At 72.7% G+C, this 20,540-nt stretch carries 19 protein-coding genes; 5 read left to right on the forward strand and 14 right to left on the reverse strand.

Annotated features, from left to right (window positions below):
• The coding region (locus IE258_RS39575; RefSeq protein ID WP_506417441.1) for a Rossmann-fold NAD(P)-binding domain-containing protein at positions 1–328 on the forward strand (328 nt) is incomplete at its 5' end.
• A 21-nt stretch (positions 329–349) separates the two neighbouring features.
• Here IE258_RS39575 and IE258_RS39580 read toward each other — a convergent pair.
• On the reverse strand, positions 350–610 hold the full coding sequence (locus IE258_RS39580; protein ID WP_189750634.1) for an SCO2583/SCO2584 N-terminal domain-containing protein: 261 nt from the start codon (positions 608–610) through the stop codon (positions 350–352).
• A 181-nt stretch (positions 611–791) separates the two neighbouring features.
• Complete coding sequence (gene glnA / locus IE258_RS39585) at positions 792–2,201, reverse strand: type I glutamate--ammonia ligase (protein ID WP_003976617.1); 1,410 nt, start codon at positions 2,199–2,201, stop codon at positions 792–794.
• A 220-nt stretch (positions 2,202–2,421) separates the two neighbouring features.
• On the opposite strand from glnA, the gene IE258_RS39590 reads away from it, so the two are divergent.
• Positions 2,422–2,889, forward strand: coding sequence for an RDD family protein (locus IE258_RS39590; RefSeq protein WP_189750635.1), 468 nt, complete (start codon positions 2,422–2,424; stop codon positions 2,887–2,889).
• A gap of 133 nt (positions 2,890–3,022) precedes the next feature.
• On the opposite strand, the gene IE258_RS39595 is transcribed toward IE258_RS39590, so the two are convergent.
• The 4 genes from IE258_RS39595 to lipB all read right to left on the reverse strand — a co-directional run bounded on the left by IE258_RS39595 (position 3,023) and on the right by lipB (position 6,234).
• The gene (locus tag IE258_RS39595) at positions 3,023–3,727 is read right to left on the reverse strand and encodes a DUF4191 domain-containing protein (RefSeq protein WP_159329202.1); all 705 of its coding nucleotides are present in this window, start codon (positions 3,725–3,727) and stop codon (positions 3,023–3,025) included.
• A gap of 81 nt (positions 3,728–3,808) precedes the next feature.
• A complete protein-coding gene (locus IE258_RS39600; RefSeq protein WP_127893509.1) occupies positions 3,809–4,039 on the reverse strand; it encodes an SCO2195 family GlnR-regulated protein in 231 nt (76 codons plus the stop codon).
• Between the two features lie 244 nt (positions 4,040–4,283).
• Positions 4,284–5,237 carry a lipoyl synthase gene (lipA, locus tag IE258_RS39605; RefSeq protein WP_123623539.1) on the reverse strand — a complete coding sequence of 318 codons (954 nt, stop codon included), beginning with the start codon at positions 5,235–5,237 and terminating at the stop codon, positions 4,284–4,286.
• Positions 5,238–5,433: 196 nt separating this feature from the next.
• Positions 5,434–6,234: a lipoyl(octanoyl) transferase LipB gene (lipB, locus tag IE258_RS39610; protein ID WP_189750636.1), complete on the reverse strand. Its 801-nt coding sequence runs from the start codon at positions 6,232–6,234 to the stop codon at positions 5,434–5,436.
• Positions 6,235–6,469: 235 nt separating this feature from the next.
• Between lipB and IE258_RS39615 the strand changes: the two genes are divergently transcribed.
• Positions 6,470–7,933, forward strand: coding sequence for an NsdA family TPR-like regulatory protein (locus IE258_RS39615; RefSeq protein ID WP_159329205.1), 1,464 nt, complete (start codon positions 6,470–6,472; stop codon positions 7,931–7,933).
• Between the two features lie 14 nt (positions 7,934–7,947).
• Here the strand turns inward: IE258_RS39615 and IE258_RS39620 are convergent, their stop codons facing one another.
• Complete coding sequence (locus IE258_RS39620; RefSeq protein WP_189750637.1) at positions 7,948–9,300, reverse strand: NAD(P)/FAD-dependent oxidoreductase; 1,353 nt, start codon at positions 9,298–9,300, stop codon at positions 7,948–7,950.
• A gap of 259 nt (positions 9,301–9,559) precedes the next feature.
• Positions 9,560–10,504 (reverse strand): TIGR01777 family oxidoreductase, encoded by a 945-nt coding sequence (locus IE258_RS39625; protein WP_189750638.1) that lies wholly within the window; start codon positions 10,502–10,504, stop codon positions 9,560–9,562.
• A 72-nt stretch (positions 10,505–10,576) separates the two neighbouring features.
• Here IE258_RS39625 and IE258_RS39630 point away from each other — a divergent pair, with 72 nt between their 5' ends.
• Complete coding sequence (locus tag IE258_RS39630; RefSeq protein WP_189750639.1) at positions 10,577–11,101, forward strand: GNAT family N-acetyltransferase; 525 nt, start codon at positions 10,577–10,579, stop codon at positions 11,099–11,101.
• Here IE258_RS39630 and IE258_RS39635 read toward each other — a convergent pair.
• Positions 11,091–12,275, reverse strand: a complete 1,185-nt coding sequence (locus tag IE258_RS39635; RefSeq protein ID WP_189750640.1) for a MarP family serine protease — start codon at positions 12,273–12,275, stop codon at positions 11,091–11,093. The two genes, IE258_RS39630 and IE258_RS39635, sit on opposite strands and share 11 nt — an antisense overlap.
• Before the next feature lie 357 nt (positions 12,276–12,632).
• Here IE258_RS39635 and IE258_RS39640 point away from each other — a divergent pair, with 357 nt between their 5' ends.
• The gene (locus IE258_RS39640; RefSeq protein ID WP_189750641.1) at positions 12,633–13,382 is read left to right on the forward strand and encodes a peptidoglycan recognition protein family protein; all 750 of its coding nucleotides are present in this window, start codon (positions 12,633–12,635) and stop codon (positions 13,380–13,382) included.
• A 22-nt stretch (positions 13,383–13,404) separates the two neighbouring features.
• On the opposite strand, the gene IE258_RS39645 is transcribed toward IE258_RS39640, so the two are convergent.
• The 5 genes from IE258_RS39645 to sucB form a co-directional block, all read right to left on the reverse strand.
• On the reverse strand, positions 13,405–13,926 hold the full coding sequence (locus IE258_RS39645) for a DUF4240 domain-containing protein (protein WP_159329219.1): 522 nt from the start codon (positions 13,924–13,926) through the stop codon (positions 13,405–13,407).
• 472 nt (positions 13,927–14,398) lie between these two features.
• Positions 14,399–15,382, reverse strand: a complete 984-nt coding sequence (locus IE258_RS39650; RefSeq protein WP_189750642.1) for a helix-turn-helix transcriptional regulator — start codon at positions 15,380–15,382, stop codon at positions 14,399–14,401.
• Positions 15,383–15,449: 67 nt separating this feature from the next.
• A complete protein-coding gene (gene aceE / locus IE258_RS39655) occupies positions 15,450–18,149 on the reverse strand; it encodes a pyruvate dehydrogenase (acetyl-transferring), homodimeric type (protein ID WP_189750643.1) in 2,700 nt (899 codons plus the stop codon).
• A 449-nt stretch (positions 18,150–18,598) separates the two neighbouring features.
• Complete coding sequence (locus tag IE258_RS39660) at positions 18,599–19,222, reverse strand: GntR family transcriptional regulator (RefSeq protein ID WP_003976633.1); 624 nt, start codon at positions 19,220–19,222, stop codon at positions 18,599–18,601.
• A gap of 256 nt (positions 19,223–19,478) precedes the next feature.
• Positions 19,479–20,540: 2-oxoglutarate dehydrogenase, E2 component, dihydrolipoamide succinyltransferase (gene sucB / locus IE258_RS39665; protein ID WP_189750644.1), on the reverse strand; the 1,062-nt coding region annotated here is incomplete at its 5' end.

Here is a 20,540-nt window from a genome sequence, read left to right on the forward strand (position 1 = left end):
GGTGGCGGCGGCCTGCCTGCTGGAGGACCGTTACACCGGCGGCGCGTACGAGCTGACCGGCCCGGAGGTGATCACTCCGCGCGGGCAGACGGAGGCCATCGCGGCAGCGCTCGGCTCGCCCGTGGCCTTCCACGAGCTGACCCGCGACGAGGCCAGGTCCGCCATGGCCCGGAGCATGCCGGCGGAGCTGGCCGACGACACCCTGGACATCCTCGGCAACCCGAGCCCGGACGAGCAGCGCGTCAGCCCGGACGTCGAACGGGTTCTGGGCCGTGCCCCGCGTCCCTTCGCCGACTGGGCCGCCCGCAACGTCACCGCGTTCCGCTGAGACCGGGGCACCGGACGGGCTCTAGTAGGGCGCCCGGAAGTTGATGTAACCGAGCAGCACGATCACCGCGGCGACGCAGCCGAGGACCACGACGGTGGACACCCACGACGACCGGCGCCCGGAGCCCCTGTGGTCGGGGTCGGCGCGGAAGGGGACCGGACCGGGAGGGTTCTCCTTCCAGCGCGCGGCGAGCATCCGGGCCCGCGCCGACGGTTCCTTGTGCTCGGCGCCGTCCGCCCACCTCAGGTCGTACTCGCGCTCCTCGTTCTCACGATCCGGCATCTCCGGCACTCTCCCCGTCCCCCCGACGTCCATCCGACTCGAACAACCGTGTCAGTAGACATGATCCCGGCCCGCCCGCACCCTGTGAAGGGTTTTCGGCCATCCACGACGGCGCCCCCGCCCCCGGGACACGGGGACGGGGGCGCCGGTCGGCCGGTCGGTTCACCGGTCGACGGGTCGATCACACGTCGAAGTACATCTCGAACTCGTGCGGGTGCGGACGCAGCTGCAGCGGCGCGATCTCGTTGGCGCGCTTGAAGTCGATCCACGTCTCGATCAGGTCCGGCGTGAAGACGTCGCCCTGGAGCAGGAACTCGTGGTCGGCCTCCAGGCGGTCCAGGACCGCGCCCAGCGAGGTCGGGACCTGCGCCACGTTCGCGTGCTCCTCGGGAGCCAGCTCGTAGAGGTCCTTGTCGATCGGCTCGGCCGGCTCGATCTTGTTCTTGATGCCGTCCAGGCCCGCGAGCAGCAGGGCCGAGAAGGCCAGGTACGGGTTGCCGGAGGCGTCCGGGGCGCGGAACTCGACGCGCTTGGCCTTCGGGTTCGAGCCCGTGATCGGGATCCGCATCGCGGCCGAGCGGTTGCGCTGCGAGTACACCAGGTTGACCGGCGCCTCGAAGCCCGGCACCAGGCGGTGGTACGAGTTCACCGTCGGGTTGGTGAAGGCCAGCAGCGACGGGGCGTGCTTGAGGATGCCGCCGATGTAGTAGCGGGCGGTGTCCGACAGGCCGGCGTAGCCCTGCTCGTCGTAGAAGAGCGGCTCGCCGCCCGACCACAGCGACTGGTGGACGTGCATGCCCGAACCGTTGTCACCGAAGATCGGCTTCGGCATGAAGGTCGCCGTCTTGCCGTTCTTCCAGGCCACGTTCTTCACGATGTACTTGAAGAGCTGGAGGTCGTCGGCGGCGGCGAGCAGCGTGTTGAACTTGTAGTTGATCTCCGCCTGACCCGCCGTGCCCACCTCGTGGTGCTGGCGCTCGACCTGGAGGCCGGACCGCTCCAGCTCCAGGGAGATCTCGGCGCGCAGGTCGGCGAAGTGGTCGACCGGCGGGACCGGGAAGTAGCCGCCCTTGTAACGGACCTTGTAACCGCGGTTGTCCTCCAGGGCACCGGTGTTCCAGGCGCCGGCCTCGGAGTCGATGTGGTAGAAGGACTCGTTCTCGCGGGTGGCGAAGCGGACGGAGTCGAAGACGTAGAACTCGGCCTCGGGACCGAAGAACGCCGTGTCGGCGATGCCCGTGGAGGCCAGGTACGCCTCGGCCTTCTTCGCCACGTTCCGCGGGTCGCGGGAGTACTGCTCGCCCGTGATCGGGTCGTGGATGAAGAAGTTGATGTTGAGGGTCTTGTCCCGGCGGAACGGGTCGACGCGCGCAGTGGACAGGTCGGGGCGCAGGGACATGTCCGACTCGTGGATGGCCTGGAAGCCGCGGATCGAGGATCCGTCGAAGGCCTGCTCGGCGTCGGGGTCGAACGCCGTGGCGGGCAGCGTGAAGTGCTGCATGACGCCCGGCAGGTCGCAGAACCGGACATCGACGAACTTGACGTCCTCGTCCGCGATGAACTTCTTGACGTCGTCGGCGTTCTGGAACATCCAGCTCCTCCTACTCCCGACCGTCCCGCCGGGTTGGTAGATCGTTCGTGCGGCCAGTGCGGGTGGCACACGCTGCGTCGACCCTAAGGACGGGTGATTTCTCGGGCGTGACCCATTTGTTTCGCAGAAGTTAACCGGCTCCCTGCCCAGCCTAGGCCGGATCGGGGGTCCGCACACCCCGCCGTTCCAGGTGCGTATACGGGCGCAGTACCGTGGTCGGGTGGACAACAGGCAAGCAATCGGCTCGTGGCTCTCCGGCCCTCGCGCGGCCGTGGAAGAGGCCGGCGCCGATCTCGGACACCGCGGCGAGCAGCTCGGTCTGCCCGAGGACGGACCGGGTTCGATCGCCCGCCCGGGCAGGCGGCTCGGCGCGCTGGCCGTCGACTGGGCCCTGTGCTCCCTGATCGCATACGGCCTGATCACGGGCAGCTACGGGCAGACGGCGAGCAACTGGGCGCTGCTGATCTTCTTCGTGCTGAGCGTGCTGACCGTCGGCACGGTCGGCTTCACCCCGGGCAAGCGCCTGTTGGGCCTGCGCGTCGTGGACCTCGCCACCGGCCGCCCCAGCCCGCTGCGTGCCCTGCTGCGCTCGGTCCTGCTGTGCCTCGCCCTCCCGGCGCTGATCTGGGACCGCGACGGCCGGGGCCTGCACGACCGGCTGGCGCGCACGGTGGAAATCCGGATCTGACCCGCCGCGCGCCTCACGTCTCGCGCGGCACGACGCCGGTACGGCGAGCGGCACGACGCCGGTACGGCGATGGGGGCGGCCCGAGTGATCGGGCCGCCCCCATCGCCGTACCGGCGTTCCGGAGTCCTGCGGGTCAGCGCTGCTTGGGGTTGCCGCCGCGGGGCATCCGCATGCCCTTGGGCATCGGGCCCTTCGGCAGCGGCATGTTGCTCATCAGGTCGCCCAGGGCGCGCAGCCGGTCGTTGGTCACGGTGACCTGCGGGCCGCTCAGCACGCGGGGGAGCTTGAGCATGGTCGTGCGCAGCTTCTTCAGCTCGACCTGGCCCTCGCCGGTGCCCACGAGCAGGTCGTGCACGGGGACGTCGGCGACGATGCGGTTCATCTTCTTCTTCTCGGCCGCGAGCAGGGACTTCACCCGGTTCGGGTTGCCCTCCGCGACCAGCACGATGCCGGCCTTGCCGACCGCGCGGTGCACCACGTCCTGGTTGCGGTTCATCGCCACCGCGGGGGTCGTCGTCCAGCCCCGGCCGATGTTGTCCAGTACGGCCGCCGCCGCGCCCGGCTGTCCCTCCATCTGGCCGAAGGCCGCCCGCTCGGCCCGGCGCCCGAAGACGATCGCCGTCGCGAGGAAGGCGAGCAGCACGCCCAGGATGCCGAGATAGATGGGGTGACCGATCCAGAAACCGATCGCGAGGAGGACACCGAAGACGACGATGCCGACACCCGCGAGCACAAGACCGATCTTCTTGTCGGCCTTGCGGGTCATCTTGTAGGTCAGAGCGATCTGCTTCAGTCGCCCGGGATTCGCAGCGTCCGCTGCAGGTTCCTTCCTCGCCATGGCACGAAGTCTACGTGCCCCCGAAAGCGCCGACGACGGCAGTGCCCGGCGGGCGGGGAGGCGGGAGGGCCGGGGGCGGGCTCAGGGGCGGCCGGCGACGGACTGCCGCAGGGCGCGCTCCGTTTCGATCCGGTCCTTGGCCCGGCGGCGGTCCTCGAGGACGGAGTTCCACGCGTTGCGCCGGGCGGTGCGCTGGCCGCCGCTCATCAGCAGCGACTCGACGGCCCGCAGGGCGGTGGTGAACGACGGGATGGCGGTGGCGCGGACGGTGGTGGCGCGGACTGCGGTGGCACGGGCGGGCGCGGCCTGCATCGTGGAGGTCCCCCCTCGGTACGGCTCCGGGTACGGAGACGGGTGTACGCGGTGGTGTACGTGCTGTGATTCCAGGGTCACTGATTGGTGTTACCAGGGCGTGACCCGCCGGTCAAACGGACATGAAGTCGCGTCGCCGGGTCCCGGAACGGGCGCGCGGCCCCGACCGGTGTCCTCATCAGCGAGGACGGTCGGGACCGCGGCGTATCGGCCATTACTGGCCAGTAGTGACTTGTGCGGGAATTCACACGGTGGCGGACCTGCGCTGCTCCATGGCCATCCCGTAGAGCCGTCCGGCCCGGTACGACGAGCGGACCAGCGGGCCCGACATCACGCCGGAGAAACCGATCTGCTCGGCCTCCTCCTGCAGCTCCACGAACTCCTGCGGCTTGACCCAGCGCTCCACCGGGTGGTGGCGCACGGACGGGCGCAGGTACTGCGTGATGGTGATCAGCTCGCAGCCGGCCTCGTGCAGCTGCTTCAGCGCCTCGCTGATCTCCTCACGGGTCTCGCCCATACCGAGGATCAGGTTCGACTTGGTGACGAGGCCGTAGTCGCGGGCGTCCGTGATGACCTTCAGGGAGCGCTCGTAGCGGAAGCCGGGGCGGATGCGCTTGAAGATCCGCGGGACCGTCTCGACGTTGTGCGCGAAGACCTCGGGGCGGGAGTCGAAGACCTCCCGGAGCAGCTCGGGCACCGCGTTGAAGTCGGGGGCCAGCAGCTCGACCTTGGTGCGGCCGGCCTCGCGGTCGGCGGTCTGCTGGTGGATCTGGCGCACCGTCTCCGCGTACAGCCACGCGCCGCCGTCCGGGAGGTCGTCGCGGGCGACGCCGGTGATGGTGGCGTAGTTCAGGTCCATCGTGACCACGGACTCGCCGACGCGGCGCGGCTCGTCGCGGTCGAGCGCCTCGGGCTTGCCGGTGTCGATCTGGCAGAAGTCACAGCGCCGGGTGCACTGGTCGCCGCCGATGAGGAAGGTCGCCTCGCGGTCCTCCCAGCACTCGTAGATGTTGGGACAGCCGGCTTCCTGGCAGACCGTGTGCAGGCCCTCGCTCTTCACGAGGTTCTGCATCTTGGTGTATTCGGGGCCCATTTTCGCCCGGGTCTTGATCCACTCGGGCTTGCGCTCGATGGGGGTCTGGCTGTTGCGGACCTCCAGGCGCAGCATCTTGCGTCCGTCGGGTGCGACTGCGGACACGACCGGCTCCCTAGCGTTTGATTCTTCGGCGTTCTTCAGGGTACGCCCGTTGATTTGTTGGTCGGCGTTGGTGCTGGCCCTGCCGGGGGCTGCCGCCCCCGGGCCCCCGCTTCGGCCCTGAACGGGCCTCGTCCTCAAACGCCGGACGGGCTGGATTTATGCCCCCCGGCGCTGGATTCGTGCCGCCGGGCTGGATTTATGCCGCCGGGGCCTTCTCGATGACCCTCGGCTTCAGTTCCGCGTTCTCCAGGACGTCCCGGAGGTGGCGTTCGGCGACCGGGAGGACCTCCTCGATGGTCACGTCGCGGCCGAGTTCGTTCGCCAGGGAGGCGACGCCCGCGTCGCGGATGCCGCAGGGGATGATCCTGTCGAACCACTTGTTGTCGGGGTTCACGTTCAGCGCGAAGCCGTGCATCGTGACGCCCTTGGCGACCCGGATGCCGATGGCGGCGATCTTGCGGTCCTCGCGGCGCTGGCCGGCGTTGGACGGGGCGTAGTCGGGGCCGTTGAGGCGGGGATCGAACTCCTCGTCCGTCAGCCGCGGGTCGAAGTCCAGGGACAGGCCGCCGAGCTTCGGGCGCTGCTCGACCGGGTCGCCGAGGACCCAGACGCCGCTGCGGCCCTCCACCCGGGAGGTCTCCAGGCCGAACTCCGCGCAGGTGCGGATCAGGGCCTCCTCCAGGCGGCGGACGTGGGCCACCACGTCGACCGGGCGCGGGAGCTTCTGGATGGGGTAGCCCACCAGCTGGCCCGGGCCGTGCCAGGTGATCTTGCCGCCGCGGTCCACGTCGATCACCGGGGTGCCGTCCAGCGGCCGCTCGCTGTCCTCGGTCCGCCGGCCGGCGGTGTAGACCGGCGGGTGTTCGAGGAGCAGCACGGTGTCGGGGACCTCGTCGACGAACCGCGCGGCGTGCACCCGGCGCTGTTCGTCCCACGCCTCCTGGTACTCGACGCGTTCGGCACCGAACCCCATCCGGACGAAGCGCAGCTCACTCACGGCACGTGCCTCCCTGCAAGGTCGTAAGGCACGAAGCGTGCCCACGCCACTGTACGACCGCCCGGGCGTCGTCAGCCGGGCGGGCAATCCTCACACGATCGGATGAATGCTGGGCGAATTGTGCGATCGGGTGCTTACTCTCCGCTACATTCACGCCGTTCACGAGGCCATAAGGGCTGCTCACAGGCGCTCCGGGCACTTCGAACGCCCGGAAGGCAGGAGACCGCACCGCACCATGACGGAACGACCCGCGCAGCGCACCCCCAACCGCCAGCTCGCCGCGCTCATCGCCGAAGCGGGGTTCTCGAACGCGGGTCTCGCGCGTCGCGTCGACCAGCTCGGACTCGAACACGGCCTGGACCTGAGATACGACAAGACGTCCGTCACCCGGTGGCTGCGCGGCCAGCAGCCCCGCGGCACCACCCCGGCCCTGATCGCCGAGGTCTTCACCCGGCGTCTGGGCCGCCGCCTGACCGCCCAGGACCTCGGCCTGGACGCCTGCGCGCCCGTCTACGCGGGCCTGGAGTTCGCCGGGAGCCCGGAGGAGGCGGTCGACATCGTCGGCGGGCTGTGGCGCAAGGACTCCGGCAGCCACGCCGAGCTGCGGAAGATCGCCTTCACCCCGGCCGGGCTCGTCGTGCCAAGCCGGGACTGGCTGATCGGCCGCGCCGACGAGAAGGTGGCCCGCACCGAGGTACCCGTCCGGATCCCCGCGCAGGGCCGCCCCGCGGGCCCCAGGCTCGCCGTCCCGCTCGACCCGGCCAGGCGCCGCCCCTCCGCCGAGCGCGGCCCCGGCCAGAAGGTCAGCGGCGGCGACCTGGCGGCGCTGCGCTCGGTCGGCGAGCTGTTCCGCAGCCTCGACGACCGGTACGGCGGCGGACACGCCCGCCAGGCCCTGGTGCGCTACCTGGAGCACGAGCTGGAGCCGATGCTCCGCGGCACCTACGGCGAGCAGACCGGCCGGCGCCTCTTCGCGGCCGCCGCCGACCTCACCCGGCTCGCGGGCTGGACCTCGTACGACATCGCCGCGCACGGTCTCGCCCAGCGGTACTTCGTGCAGGCGCTGCGGCTGTCGCAGGCGGCGGCTGACCGGGCGTACGGCTCGTACGTGCTGGTCACCATGAGCCGGCAGGCCGTCTACCTGGGCCACGGGCGGGAGGCCGTGCAGCTCGCCCGGGTGGCGCAGCAGGGCGTGGGGTCCTCCGCGCCGCCGGTCGTGCAGACCCTGCTGCACGCCGCCGAGGCGCGGGCGCACGGCCTGCTCGGCGAGGTGCGGGCCTGCACCGCGGCCCTGGTCCGGGCCGAGCGGGCGCTGGCGGCCGCCCGGCCGGGCGACGAGGTGCCGCACTGGGCGCGCTTCTTCGACGAGGCGCAACTCGCCGACGAGTTCGGGCACTGCCACCGCGACCTGCAGCAGTTCCGCGCCGCCGCCCAGCACGCGGAACGCTCGCTGCAACTGCGCGCCCCCGTCTACGCCCGCAGCCGGCTGTTCTGCCGGATCGTCCTCGCCACCGCACGGCTCGGTCTCGGCGAGCTGGACCAGGCCTGCCAGCTGGCCGCCGAGGCGGCGGGGCAGGCGGCCGAGATGCGCTCGGTGCGGGCCGCGGAGTACGTCCGCGACTTCGAACGCCGCCTGGAGCCCTACCGGGACGCCGCCCCGGTACGGGGGTACCGGGACAAGGTGGCCGCCCTGGGGTAGGACCTGTCCCCGGCCTAGGCCGCGTGGGCCGTCGCGGTCGGCTCCGCGGAGTGCATCGGGCGGCCCGCGCCCAGGTCGGTCAGGATCGCCGCCGACGCCCGGTGGCCCGAGTGCAGCGCGCCCTGGGCGGTGCTGGTGTCGCGGTGGTCGCCGCACACGTACAGCCCGGCCAGCAGCCGTACCGGCCTGCGTGGATCGTGCGGCGGGCGCATCGCGGGCACCGCCTCGGGCGTGTGGTGCACCGCGAGGGTCTCCCAGCGGGTGGTCGGGGTGCCGTAGAGGCGGGACAGGTGCATGCGTACGGCGGTGTCGAGGTCGGCCGGGGGCGGGCCGAGGACCGTCGACGAGACGAGGGTGCGTCCGGCGGGCGCGCGGGACGGGTCCACCTGGCTGACCTGGGCCGTGTGGGCGACCGGGCCGCCCCGGTCGGCGTCGAGCAGCAGGGCCGCCCCGGTGCCCGTCGGTTCGTCGGTCGTGTGGTGGACCACCGTCACCGGGTGGAAGTCCGGCACCCTCAGCCCCGGCAGCAGCTCGGCCGCCGCGCGGGCGTCGGTCGCCACCAGGACGGCCCGGCAGCGGACGACCCCGTGCTCCGCGGTGGTCACCGCGTTGGTCGCGACCGAGGTGACGCGGACCCCGGTGTGCACGGTGCCCGGCGGCAGCGAGCGCGCCATGTGCTCCGGCAGGGCCTCGGCGCCGCCCTCCGGCAGTGCGAGCCGCCCGCCGGCGAAGGCCCGCAGCGCGAGGTCCGCGCATCGGCTGGACGTGGTCAGGTCCGGGTCGTACAGCAGCGCGGCGAGCAGTGGGCGCAGGAAGCCGTCGATCGTGCGGGCCGGCAGGCCACGCGCCGCCAGTGCCCGGGCGGCGGGCAGCTCCGGCCGGGCCAGCAGCCGTTCGGCCGGTGTGTGCGCGAGCCGGGCCAGCGCGGCACCGAGCCGGGCCTGGTCCACGGCGGTGCCGAGCGGGGCCCCGGCGCGGGCGCGGGGCGCGGGCATCGAGCGGGGGGCGCTCGCCAGGGCGCGCACCGCGTGGAGTGCGCCCCGTGCGCTCCGTACGCCCGCCGGGGCGCCCGCGCGGTGGTGGCGGCCCTCGCTGTGCAGCAGGACCCCGGGGGCGAAGGGCAGCAGCGCGAGGCCGTCAAGCCCGGGGGTGCTGTGCAGTTCGGGATACGCCGTGGACAGCAACTGTCCGATTCTGTCGAGCCGGAAACCGTCGACCTTCTCGGTGGCCATCCGGCCGCCCACCGCATGGGCGGCCTCCAGGACCGTGGTCGTCACTCCTGCGCTGGTCAGCCGTTGCGCCGCGGCGAGTCCGGCGATCCCGGCCCCCACGACGACGACGTCCGCCTGGTACGCGGGCTCAAGCACGTGCCCCTCCTCGAGGTTGCGCGGCCGCTGGAGACGTCATGCCCCCAACAGGCTTGAGGAATACCCGAGTTCGAGACGAGGTTAGGGCCCGGAACGGACAACGGGAGTCGCGCGGAGGAAGCACACGGTCGCACGGTGGTCGCATAGTGGTCGCGAATGGGGGAGACGTGGTCTCTTGCGGTCGTGCTCGGTCATGTGCGGTCGTGCTCGGTCGATGTGCGGCGGCCGGTGTGCGGTCGGTGTGCGGCGCCGGGCGTGCCTACAGCGCCGCCCGGATCGCTCCGTCGATCTCCGGGAACGCGAAGCGGAAGCCCGACTCCAGGAGGCGGGCCGGCAGGACCCGGGCGCTGCCGAGGACGTCGCCCGCCATCTCGCCGAGCACCGCCCGCAGGACCGGCGCGGGCACGGCGAACGGCGCCGGGCGGTGCAGCACCCGGCCCATGGCCACCGTCACCTCACGGTTCGTCACCGGCCGCGGGGCGGTCAGGTTGAAGGGGCCGGACAGGTCGTCCCGGTCCATGAGGTGCCGGATCGCCGCCACCTCGTCGTGCAGGGCGACGAAGGACCAGTACTGCGACCCGTCGCCCAGCCGTCCGCCGAGCCCCGCCCGGAAGAGCGGGAAGAGCCGGCCCCAGGCGCCGCCCCCGCGCGCGACAACCAGACCGGTGCGCGGGAACACCGTCCGCACGCCCGCTTCCTGCGCCGGAGCCGCCGCGGCCTCCCACTCCACGCACAGGCCCGGCAGGAAGCCCTCGCCCGGCGGTGCGCTCTCGTCCACGGGACGGTCGCCGGTCTCCCCGTAGTAGCCCATCGCGCTGCCGTTCACGAAGACCCGCGGCGGCCGCTCCATCGCCGCGACGGCCTCCGCGAGCGCCGTCGTGCCGTGCACCCGGCTGCTGCGGATACGGGTCTTGTACGCGTCGGTCCAGCGGCGGTCGCCCACCCCGGCCCCGGCCAGGTTGACCACCGCGTCGCAGCCCTCCAGCCCGGCGGCGTCCACCTGCCCGTTCTCGGGGTCCCAGCGGACCTCGTCCGCGCCCTCGGGCGCGCGCCGCACCAGGCGCACCACCCGGTGCCCGTCCGCGGTCAGCGACCGCGCCAGGGCGCCGCCGATCAGACCGGACGCGCCGGCCACCGCGATGCGGGAACGGGCCCTGCCGGTGCGTCCGTCCATGTGCCCGCCGTTCACGCGTCCCTCGTCCATGGGCCCATCCTGCCGGGTGGCCCGGAGAAATCCGTGGAACGGTCCCCGGCACCGCGTCGTACAGTGATCGTCATGCCAGCCCCGCACATACGCCGCGCCAGGTCCCAGGACGAGCAGCCGCTGCGCCGGATCGACCTCGAGACCTGGTCCCACCTGCACGCCGTCTCACCCCCGCCGGGACCGGACGACCCCTTCTTCCGGGACATCTGCGGGCCCGAGGCCCACCTGGTCGCCGAACTCGACGGCGCCGTCGTCGGCTACGTCCGCCTCGGTTTCCCCACCCCGTTGGCCTCCAACACCCACGTCCGTCAGATCCGCGGCCTCGCCGTCGCCGGCGCCGCCCGCGGTCACGGCGTGGGGCGGGCGCTGGTCCGGGCCGCCGTGGAGGAGGCCCGGGGCGAGGGTTTCCGCCGCATCACGCTGCGGGTCCTCGGTCACAACACGGCCGCGCGGGGGCTCTACGAGTCGGAGGGCTTCGTCGTCGAGGGCGTGCAGCCGGAGGAGTTCCTCCTCGACGGGCAGTACGTCGACGACGTGCTGATGGGGCAGATGCTGACCGGGCCGGACGGCCGGGCCGAGGGCGCTCTCACGACGTGACGGGCTCGCCCGTGTCCACCGCCCGGGTGGCGTCCGCCGCGTCGCGTGCCTCGGGGGCCACCTCGGCCGCCGTCAGCACGTAGCCGGTCTGCGCGTCGGAGGTGGAACGGGCGAACACCACGCCGTACACCCGGCCGTCGGTGGTCAGCAGCGGTCCGCCCGAGTTGCCGGGGCGGACCGTGGAGCGGATCGAGTAGATCTCCCGGGTGACGTTCTCGTCGTTGTAGATGTTCTGGCCGGTGGCGCGGACCCGGTTGGCCACCGTCGCCGCCCGCAGATCCAGGTCGCCGTTCTGCGGATAGCCCGCCACCACCGCGGCGTCGCCCCGCGCGGCGTCCTCGTCGAACCGCAGCACCGGCGCGCTCAGGTCCGGGACGTACAGCACGGCCACGTCCTTGTCCGGGTCGAACAGCACCACCCGCGCCTCGTACGCCGGGCCCACGCCGCCGATCCGCACGGTCGGGGCGTCGATGCCGGCCACCACGTGGGCGTTGGTCATCACGTGCTCCGGCGCGTACACGAAGCCGCTGCCCTCGCGGCCCTGGGTGCCGCTCACGCCCTCCACCTTCACCGTGCTGCGCGTGGCCGCGCGGGTGGCCGCGGGCGTGACGCTGTCGCCGGAGGGCTCGGCGACCTCGGCGGCCGACTCGTTCTCGAACGGGTTGAAGACCTGCGGGAACCCCGCGTCGGCCAGTGCGGACGTCGCTCCCGAGAACCACGCCGGGGTGGTGTCCGGCATCACCCGCTGCACCGCGCCCAGCAGCGACGAGTCCCGGATCGCCGAGGTGAGCAGCGAGGACGAGGAGGCCGCGAGCACGCTCGCCGCCACCCACGCCACGATCAGCGCCGCCGCCGAGTTCGCCACCGCGCCGCCGACCCCGTCCGCGATCCGGAGCGGGCCTGCGTCCAGCTCCCGGCGCAGTCGCAGCGCGAGGCGTCCCGCCAGCTCGTGGCCCACCATGGCCGGCAGCAGTACGGTGACCACCGCGACCGCCGTCGCCGCCGTCGAGCCCCGGTCCACCAGGTCCGTCATCCACGGCAGGACCCACACGCCGAGTGCCGCACCGCCCACGAAGCCGGCCAGCGACACACAGCCGGCGACCAGGCCGCGCCGGTATCCGGAAGCCGCGTAGGCCAGCACCACCAGCGCCAGCACGATGTCGAGCAGGTCCACGCGAACCGCCTTTCTGCCGGAGCCCGGGATCCTCAGTACGTGCCGTACCGGGGTGCTGATCAGCCTGAGGCGCACGTCTGTCCGAAAAGCGGCCACCCGTGCGAGCCAACGTGTGCGGTCAACCCTGAAACGCCCTGCACCGGGACGATGGTTCCACCGGGTGGCACAGCACACATCGCGGACAGAGCGGATCCGCCGGACAGTGGGACCATGCGAGTCTTCCGAGGGCCGCGCCGGGCCCGGGCGCGGGAGGGGCGGCGCGACCGTATATCCGGTGCCGCCCGTCTATCCGGTGCCGCCCGTCTATCCGGTGCCGCCCGTCTATCCGGTGCGGGCCGTGGGTCTGGTGCCGGCCGCATGCCGACCGCGGTGCGGGCGCTGCTCGGTGCCCTGCCGGGGCTGGCCGCCGTCGCCGCGCTCTTCCTGTGCGCGAACGGTGTGGAGCGGGCGGCCGACGCCGACGCCGACGCCGTACCGGCCGCCGCCGACCGGTACGCGGCGCCCCGGCCCGACATCGTGCCCCGGTCGGTCTGGCTGGGCGACGCCGCCCGTGCCCAGCCCGCGCCGCGCTACGACGACAAGGTCGTCGCCGTCTTCGTCCACCACACGGACACGCCGAACGGCTACGACTGCGCCGACGTGCCGGCCATACTCCGCGGGGTGTACCAGGGCCAGACCGGCGCCCGGGACTGGGACGACATCGGCTACAACTTCGTCGTCGACCGCTGCGGCACCGTCTACGAGGGCCGCGCCGGCGGCATCGACCGGCCCGTCACCGGCGCCCACACCCAGGGGTTCAACCACCGCACCACCGGGATCGCCGCCCTCGGCACCTACACCGCCGGGGTGCCCGTGCCCGACGAACTGACCGACGCGATCGCCGCCGTCGCCGCCTGGAAGCTCGGCGAGACCGGCACCGACCCCCGCGCGCAGGTCGCCCTGGTCTCCAGCAACGGCCTCAGCCGCTTCGCCGCGGGTGCCACCGCGAGGCTGCCCGCCGTCGCGGGCCACGACGACGGCTACGCGACGAGCTGCCCGGGGGCCGCGCTCAGCGCGCGCCTCGGTGACATCAGGGACGCGGCGGCGCGACTCCAGGGGCGGGTCTGACCGTCCGGGCGGGCTGCGCGTCTCACTCCGGTCCGAACCTCGTCCACAGGCGGGGCAGGCGTTCGGCGAGGGCGCGGTCGTCCTCCAGGTCGATCGGGGTGCCCAGCGGTTCGGCGGGCGCGGGCGCGATGCCCAGGTCGGGGGCGACGGTGCCGGTGAGCTGCTCGTAGGCCTCGTCGGCCGCGTAGCCCAGCTCCTCGCCGTCGCCGTCCAGCTCCTCGTCGAAGTCGTCCAGCAGTTCGGCGAGCGAGTCGGGCTCGTGCACCGCGCCCTCGTACACCTCGCGGCCCTGGCCGATCAGCCAGCAGCGGAAGTAGTCGAAGGCGTCGTCGCTGGCTCCGCCGAGCAGGATCCACGCGGCACCCCACACGTCCCAGGTGCAGGCGCGGTTGTAGCGGGCCTCGAAGTGGCGGGCGAAGTCGAGCACCAGGTCCGGGTCCATACCGAGCAGCCGGTCCACGAGCAGGTCGGCCTGGTCCTCGGGGTCGCCGTCGGCGCGCTGCCGGGCGGCGTCGATCAGCTCCCAGAACTCCGTCTCGTCCATCACGGGTCCAGCATCGGTCCTGGGCGGGGGCGGCGCACGTGGAGTGCGGCGGATCGTTATCTGCGGGGTGCCTGCGGCGCCTGTGCGGGGTGGTGGGGGTGCGGGATGCCTGCGGCGCCGCTGCGGCTTTGGTGGGGGTGCGCGTAGCGCGGTGCGTGGGGTGGTGGGTCGGGGCCGCGCCGGGGGGTGTTCGTCCTCGGAACGGCGCGGAATCGGGTGCTGACAGAGGCTCGGGGCGTTGACGCGCCAACCGCTGCGGGCGAACACCCCCCGCCACGTCCCCTTCCCGCCGTACGCGGCTCTCCCGCCGCGTCGCCACCGGCCCTAGCTGCGGGCAGTCGCCGGCCGCGCGCCGCCGCGGGCAGTCGTGCCGCTGGGGCGGCACGGGTGGGCGCGGCGGCACCCCGTAAGCGCCGGGCCGCGCTCCCCACCCCCGCGGCCACACCCACGCCGGGTCGCCACAGACCGGCGCTCAGTCCCCGTACAACCCCGCCAACCTCCCCGCGTCCCGCGCGAAGCGCACCCGCAGGGCCGCCGGCGCCAACACCTCCACCTCCGGCCCGAGCGCCCTGAGCTGCGTGTGCGCGACGTCCTCCGACTCCACCGGCAGCGTCACCGTCACCCACCCCTCCGCGTCCGGCGCCCCCGCGCCCTCCAGCGCCTCCCGGGCCGCCGGCGCGTCGACCGCGTACGGCAGCGCCCGCACGCCCCGCTCCGAGAGCCGCACCACGACCTCGGCCCGCAGGATCGACCGCGCGAACTGCTCGGCCCGCTCCGCCCAGAACGCGGGCAGGTCGAAGCCGTCGTCCCGGGTGAAACGTTCCTCGCCCGCCTCCACCGCCGCGAACCGGTCGATGCGGTAGACGCGGAAGGGGCCGTCGCCGGCCGCCCCGGCCACTCGCGCGCACACGTACCAGACCCCGGCCTTCAGGACGAGGCCGTACGGCTCCAGCTCGCGGACGACCTCGTCCGTCCCGCGCCGGTAGCGCGCGGTGACGCGCCGGTCGTCCCAGACCGCGTCCGCCACCGCGGGCAGCAGTTCGGGCGTCTCCGGCTCCCGGAACCAGTTCGGCGCGTCCAGGTGGAACCGCTGGGCCGCCGTACGGGAGGCGTCCCGCAGGGAGGGGAGCAGGGCCGCCGACACCTTCAGGCGGGCCGCCGACGCCGCGTCCTCCAGGCCCATCTCGCGCAGCGCCCCGGGGACCCCGGACAGGAACAGCGCCTCCGCCTCGCCCCGGGCGAGCCCGGTCAGCCGGGTGCGGTAGCCGCCGACGAGGCGGTAGCCGCCGGCCCGGCCGCGCTCCGCGTACACCGGCACGCCCGCCTCCGACAGCGCCTGCGCGTCCCGTGTCACGGTCCGCTCCGACACCTCCAGCTCCCGGGCCAGCTCGGCGGCGGTCATCGTCGGGCGGGACTGGAGGAGCAGCACCATTTTGATGAGGCGGGCAGCACGCATCCCCACATGATGCAGGAGACGCGGAAGGCCCCCGCCGGTGCGGGGGCCTTCCGTTCGTGACTCGCCTCTACAGGCCGTAGCGCTCGCGCGCCTCCTTCACGGCCGTCGCCTTGACCTCGCCGCGCCGGGCGAGCTGGGCCAGGGCCGCGACCACGATGGACTCGGCGTCCACGCCGAAGTGGCGGCGGGCGGCGTCGCGGGTGTCCGACAGGCCGAAGCCGTCGGCACCGAGCGACGAGTAGTCCTGCTCGACCCACTGCGCGATCTGGTCCGGGACCTGGCGCATGTAGTCGGAGACCGCGAGGACGGGACCCTCGGCGCCCTGGAGCGCCTGGCGGACGTACGGCACCCGCTCCTCGCCGCGCAGCAGCGCCGCGTCGGCGTCCATGGCGTCCCGGCGCAGCTCCGTCCAGGAGGTCGCGGACCACACGTCGGCGGCCACGCCCCACTCCTCGGCGAGCAGCTGCTGGGCCTTGAGCGTCCAGTGGATCGCCGTGCCGGAGCCGAGCAGCTGGATGCGCGGGGCGTTCGCGGCCGGGGTCAGGCCCGCCGTCTCCGCCGTGTTGAAGCGGTACAGGCCCTTGACGATGCCCTCGTCCACCCCGGACGGCTTGGCCGGCTGCGGCATCGGCTCGTTGTAGACCGTCAGGTAGTAGAAGACGTTCGGGTCCTCGCCCGGGGCCGCCTCGCCGTACATGCGGCGCAGGCCGTCCTTGACGATCGCCGCGATCTCGTACGCGAACGCCGGGTCGTAGGAGAGCGCGGCCGGGTTGGTCGCCGCGATGGCCGGGGAGTGGCCGTCCGCGTGCTGGAGGCCCTCACCGGTGAGGGTGGTGCGGCCCGCGGTGGCGCCCACCAGGAAGCCGCGGCCGAGCTGGTCGCCGAGCTGCCACATCTGGTCGGCCGTGCGCTGCCAGCCGAACATCGAGTAGAAGATGTAGAACGGGATCATCGCCTCGCCGTGCGTCGCGTACGCGGTCGACGCGGCGATGAAGTCGGCCATCGAGCCGGCCTCGGTGATTCCCTCGTTGAGGATCTGGCCGTTCTTGGCTTCCTTGTAGTACATCAGCTGGTCGCGGTCGACCGGCTCGTACGTCTGGCCCTTGGGCGAGTAGATGCCCAGGGACGGGAAGAGGCTCTCCATGCCGAAGGTGCGCGCCTCGTCGGGGACGATCGGCACCCAGCGCTTGCCGGTCTCCTTGTCCCGGACCAGGTCCTTGACCAGCCGGACGAAGGCCATGGTCGTCGCGACGTTCTGCGAGCCGGAGCCCTTGTCGAAGGAGGCGAACGCCTTGTCGGCGGGAGCGGGCAGCGGCGCGAGCGGGTGGACCCGGCGGGCCGGGGCCGGACCGCCGAGGGCGGCGCGGCGCTCCTGGAGGTAGCGCACCTCGGGGGAGTCGGCGCCCGGGTGGCCGTAGGGGACCACGCCGTCGGCGAAGGCGCTGTCCGCGATCGGCAGGCCGAGCAGGTCGCGCATGTCCTTGAACTCGTCCACCGAGAGCTTCTTCATCTGGTGGTTGGCGTTCTTCGACGCGAAGCCGGTGCCGAGGGTGTGGCCCTTGACCGTCTGGGCCAGGATCACGGTCGGCGCGCCCTTGTGGGCGAGCGCGGCCTTGTACGCGGCGTACACCTTGCGGGACTCGTGACCGCCGCGGGAGAAGTGGAAGCAGTCGAGGATCTTGTCGTCGGACAGGAGCTTCGCCATCTCGGCGAGCTGCGGGTCCTTGTTGAAGAAGTCCTCGCGGATGTAGGCGGCGTCGCGCGTCTGGTACGTCTGCACCTGCGCGTCCGGTACCTCGCGCAGGCGGCGTACGAGCGCGCCGGTGGTGTCGAGCTGGAACAGCTCGTCCCAGGCGGTGCCCCAGAGCGACTTGATCACGTTCCAGCCGGAGCCCCGGAACAGGGCCTCCAGCTCCTGCACGATCTTGAAGTTGGCGCGGACCGGACCGTCGAGGCGCTGCAGGTTGCAGTTGATGACGAAGGTCAGGTTGTCCAGGCCCTCGCGGGAGGCGAGGGTGAGCGCGGTGGTGGACTCCGGCTCGTCCATCTCGCCGTCACCGAGGAACGCCCACACGTGGGAGTTGGTCAGGTCCTTGATGCCGCGGCTGGTCAGGTAGCGGTTGAACCGCGCCTGGTAGATCGCGGAGATCGGACCGAGACCCATGGAGACGGTGGGGAACTCCCACAGCCAGGGCAGGCGGCGCGGGTGCGGGTAGGACGGCAGGCCGTTGCCGCCGGCCTCGCGGCGGAAGTTGTCGAGCTGTTCCTCGTTGAGGCGGCCGTCGAGGAAGGCGCGGGCGTAGATGCCGGGGGAGGCGTGGCCCTGGACGTAGAGCTGGTCGCCCGAGCCGTCACCCTCCTTGCCCTTGAAGAAGTGGTTGAAGCCGGTCTCGTAGAGCCAGGCCGCGGAGGCGAAGGTGGCGATGTGGCCGCCGACGCCGTACTTGCTGCCGCGGGTCACCATCGCCGCCGCGTTCCAGCGGTTCCAGGCGGTGATCCGCTGCTCCATCGCCTCGTCGCCGTCCACGGTGGGCTCGGCGGAGGTGGGGATGGTGTTGACGTAGTCCGTCTCAAGGAGCTTCGGCAGCGCGAGGCCGGCGCCCTCGGCGCGCTCCAGGGTGCGGCGCATCAGGTACGCGGCACGGTGCGGCCCGGCCGCCTGGGTGACGGCGTCCAGGGAGGCCTGCCACTCGGCGGTCTCCTCGGGGTCGCGGTCCGGGAGCTGGTCGAGCTCGCTCGGCTGGATGGCTTTGGGGTCGGTCGTCATGTCGCCGCCTTCCTCAGTCGAAGGGGGTTCCCTCATCGGCAAGGGTTCGGGGGTGCCCTAGGTCTTTGGCAGGACAGGGCTGGGGCTTGGGTGGAAGCCCGTCTGTGACTGTAACTCCCTGATCGATGATCGATCAAAGGGTTGAGGGGCAAAAACTCTTGATCACGAGAAAGTCGGCACGCGGTGCCTCCGGCGGTGGCACGGGGTGACCTTGAAGTTGGGGGTTTGTGCAGGTGAGCGCGGTGCGGCTCGGGTGGTTCCGCTGTGTGGCGCCTGCGGGTGCGTCGTGGTTGATCGCGCCCACGCGGCGGAGCCGCATATCGATACAGTCCCGCGCCCCTGGGAACGGCTGCGCCGTTCTTCAGGGGCGCGGGGAACTGCGCGAACGGGGGCCTGGGGGCGCAGCCCCCTGGGACGGGACGGGAAGGGGCGGCGGGGGCGAAGAAGAACTAGGGGCGCGGCGCGCAGCCCAGGACGTGGGACTTCACGATCTCCGGGATGCGGGGGTCCCGGCGGCGGAAGGCCGCGACCAGCTCCTCGTGCTCCTCCGCGTACGACTGCTGCACCGTCCCCAGCCACCGTATCGACAGCGCCGTGAACACCTCGATCCCCAGCCCCTCCCACGTGTGCAGCAGCACCGAGTTGCCCGCCGCCCGCACCAGTTCGCGGTGGAATCCCACCGTGTGCCGCACCTGGCCCGTGCCGTCGGAGACCCGGTCGGCCTCGTACAGCGCGGCGACGTGCGGCTCCAGGGCCGAGCAGTCCAGGGCGAGCCGGTCCGCCGCCAGCTCCGCCGCGATCGCCTCCAGGCCGGCCCGGACGGGGTAGCTCTCCTCCAGGTCGGCGGCGGTCAGGTTGCGCACCCGCACGCCCTTGTTCGGCGCCGACTCGATCAGCCGCAGCGACTCCAGCTCCCGCAGCGCCTCCCGCACCGGCGTCTGGCTGACCTCCAGCTCGGTCGCGATCCGCCGCTCCACGATCCGCTCGCCCGGCTGCCAGCGTCCGCTGATGATCCCTTCCAGGATGTGCTCGCGGATCTGTTCGCGCAGCGAGTGGACGACGGGCGCGGTCATGAGAGCTCCTTCGGGGAGGGTCCCCTTCGGACCCCGGGGGCGACTGACGCTTAGACAATACGGCCGTCGCGGCGGGCGGGAAGGGCGCATGGGGGCGCTTTGACGCAGGTGAGACGAGACTTACACAGCGTGCCCCGTCCGGAACGCGGTGATGCCTCCACCCGGGGAACGGCGGCACACCGGCCCCGAACACGGCGGTGCCCCCACCCGGAAAGCTCCGGGCGGGGGCACCGTACAGGCCCAAGGGCGCGGGGGACTACAGGCCGAGCTCGACCTCGAACTCGCCCGCCTCCAGGATCGCCTTGACCGCCGTCAGGTAGCGGGCGGCGTCGGCGCCGTCCACCAGACGGTGGTCGTAGGACAGGGTCAGGTACGTCATGTCGCGGACGCCGATGACCGGGCCGTCCTCCGTCTCGATGACCGCCGGACGCTTGACCGTGGCACCGATGCCGAGGATGGCGACCTGGCCAGGCGGCACGATGATCGTGTCGAACAGCGCGCCGCGCGAACCGGTGTTGCTGATGGTGAAGGTCGCACCCGCCAGCTCGTCCGGGCTGATCTTGCTGGCCCGCACCTTGCCCGCCAGGTCGGCGGTCGCCTTGGCGATGCCGGCCAGGTTCAGGTCACCGGCGTTCTTGATGACCGGGGTCATCAGGCCCTTCTCGGAGTCCACCGCGATACCGATGTTCTCGGTGTCGAAGTAGGTGATGGTCCCCTCGGCCTCGTTGATCTTGGCGTTGACCGGGGCGTGGGCCTTGAGGGCCTGGGCCGCGGCCTTGACGAAGAACGGCATCGGGGAGAGCTTGACGCCCTCGCGCGCCGCGAACGCGTCCTTGGCACGGGCGCGCAGCTTCATCAGACGGGTGACGTCGACCTCGACGACCGACGACAGCTGGGCCTGCTCGTGCAGCGCCTTGACCATGTTGTCGCCGATGACCTTGCGGATGCGCGGCATCTTGACGGTCTGGCCACGCAGCGGGGAGGCCTCCAGGACGGGGGCCTTCTTCGCGGCGGGCGCGGCAGGGGCGGCGGCCGGAGCCGGGGCGGCGGCCTTCGCGGCCTCGGCGGCGGCGACGACGTCCTGCTTGCGGATACGGCCACCGACGCCGGTGCCCTTGACGGTGGACAGGTCGACGCCGTTCTCGGCGGCGAGCTTGCGCACCAGCGGGGTGACGTAGGCGCCGTCGTCCACCGGCTGCGCGGCGGCCGGGGCAGCCGGAGCGGCGGCCGGGGCCGGCGCGGGCGCCGGGGCGGCGGGCTGCGGAGCCGGGGCCGGCGGTGCCTGCGGGGCCGGGGCCGCCGGAGCCGGAGCGGCCTG

Source organism: Streptomyces tendae (genome assembly GCF_014650435.1).
Taxonomy (GTDB): domain Bacteria; phylum Actinomycetota; class Actinomycetes; order Streptomycetales; family Streptomycetaceae; genus Streptomyces; species Streptomyces tendae.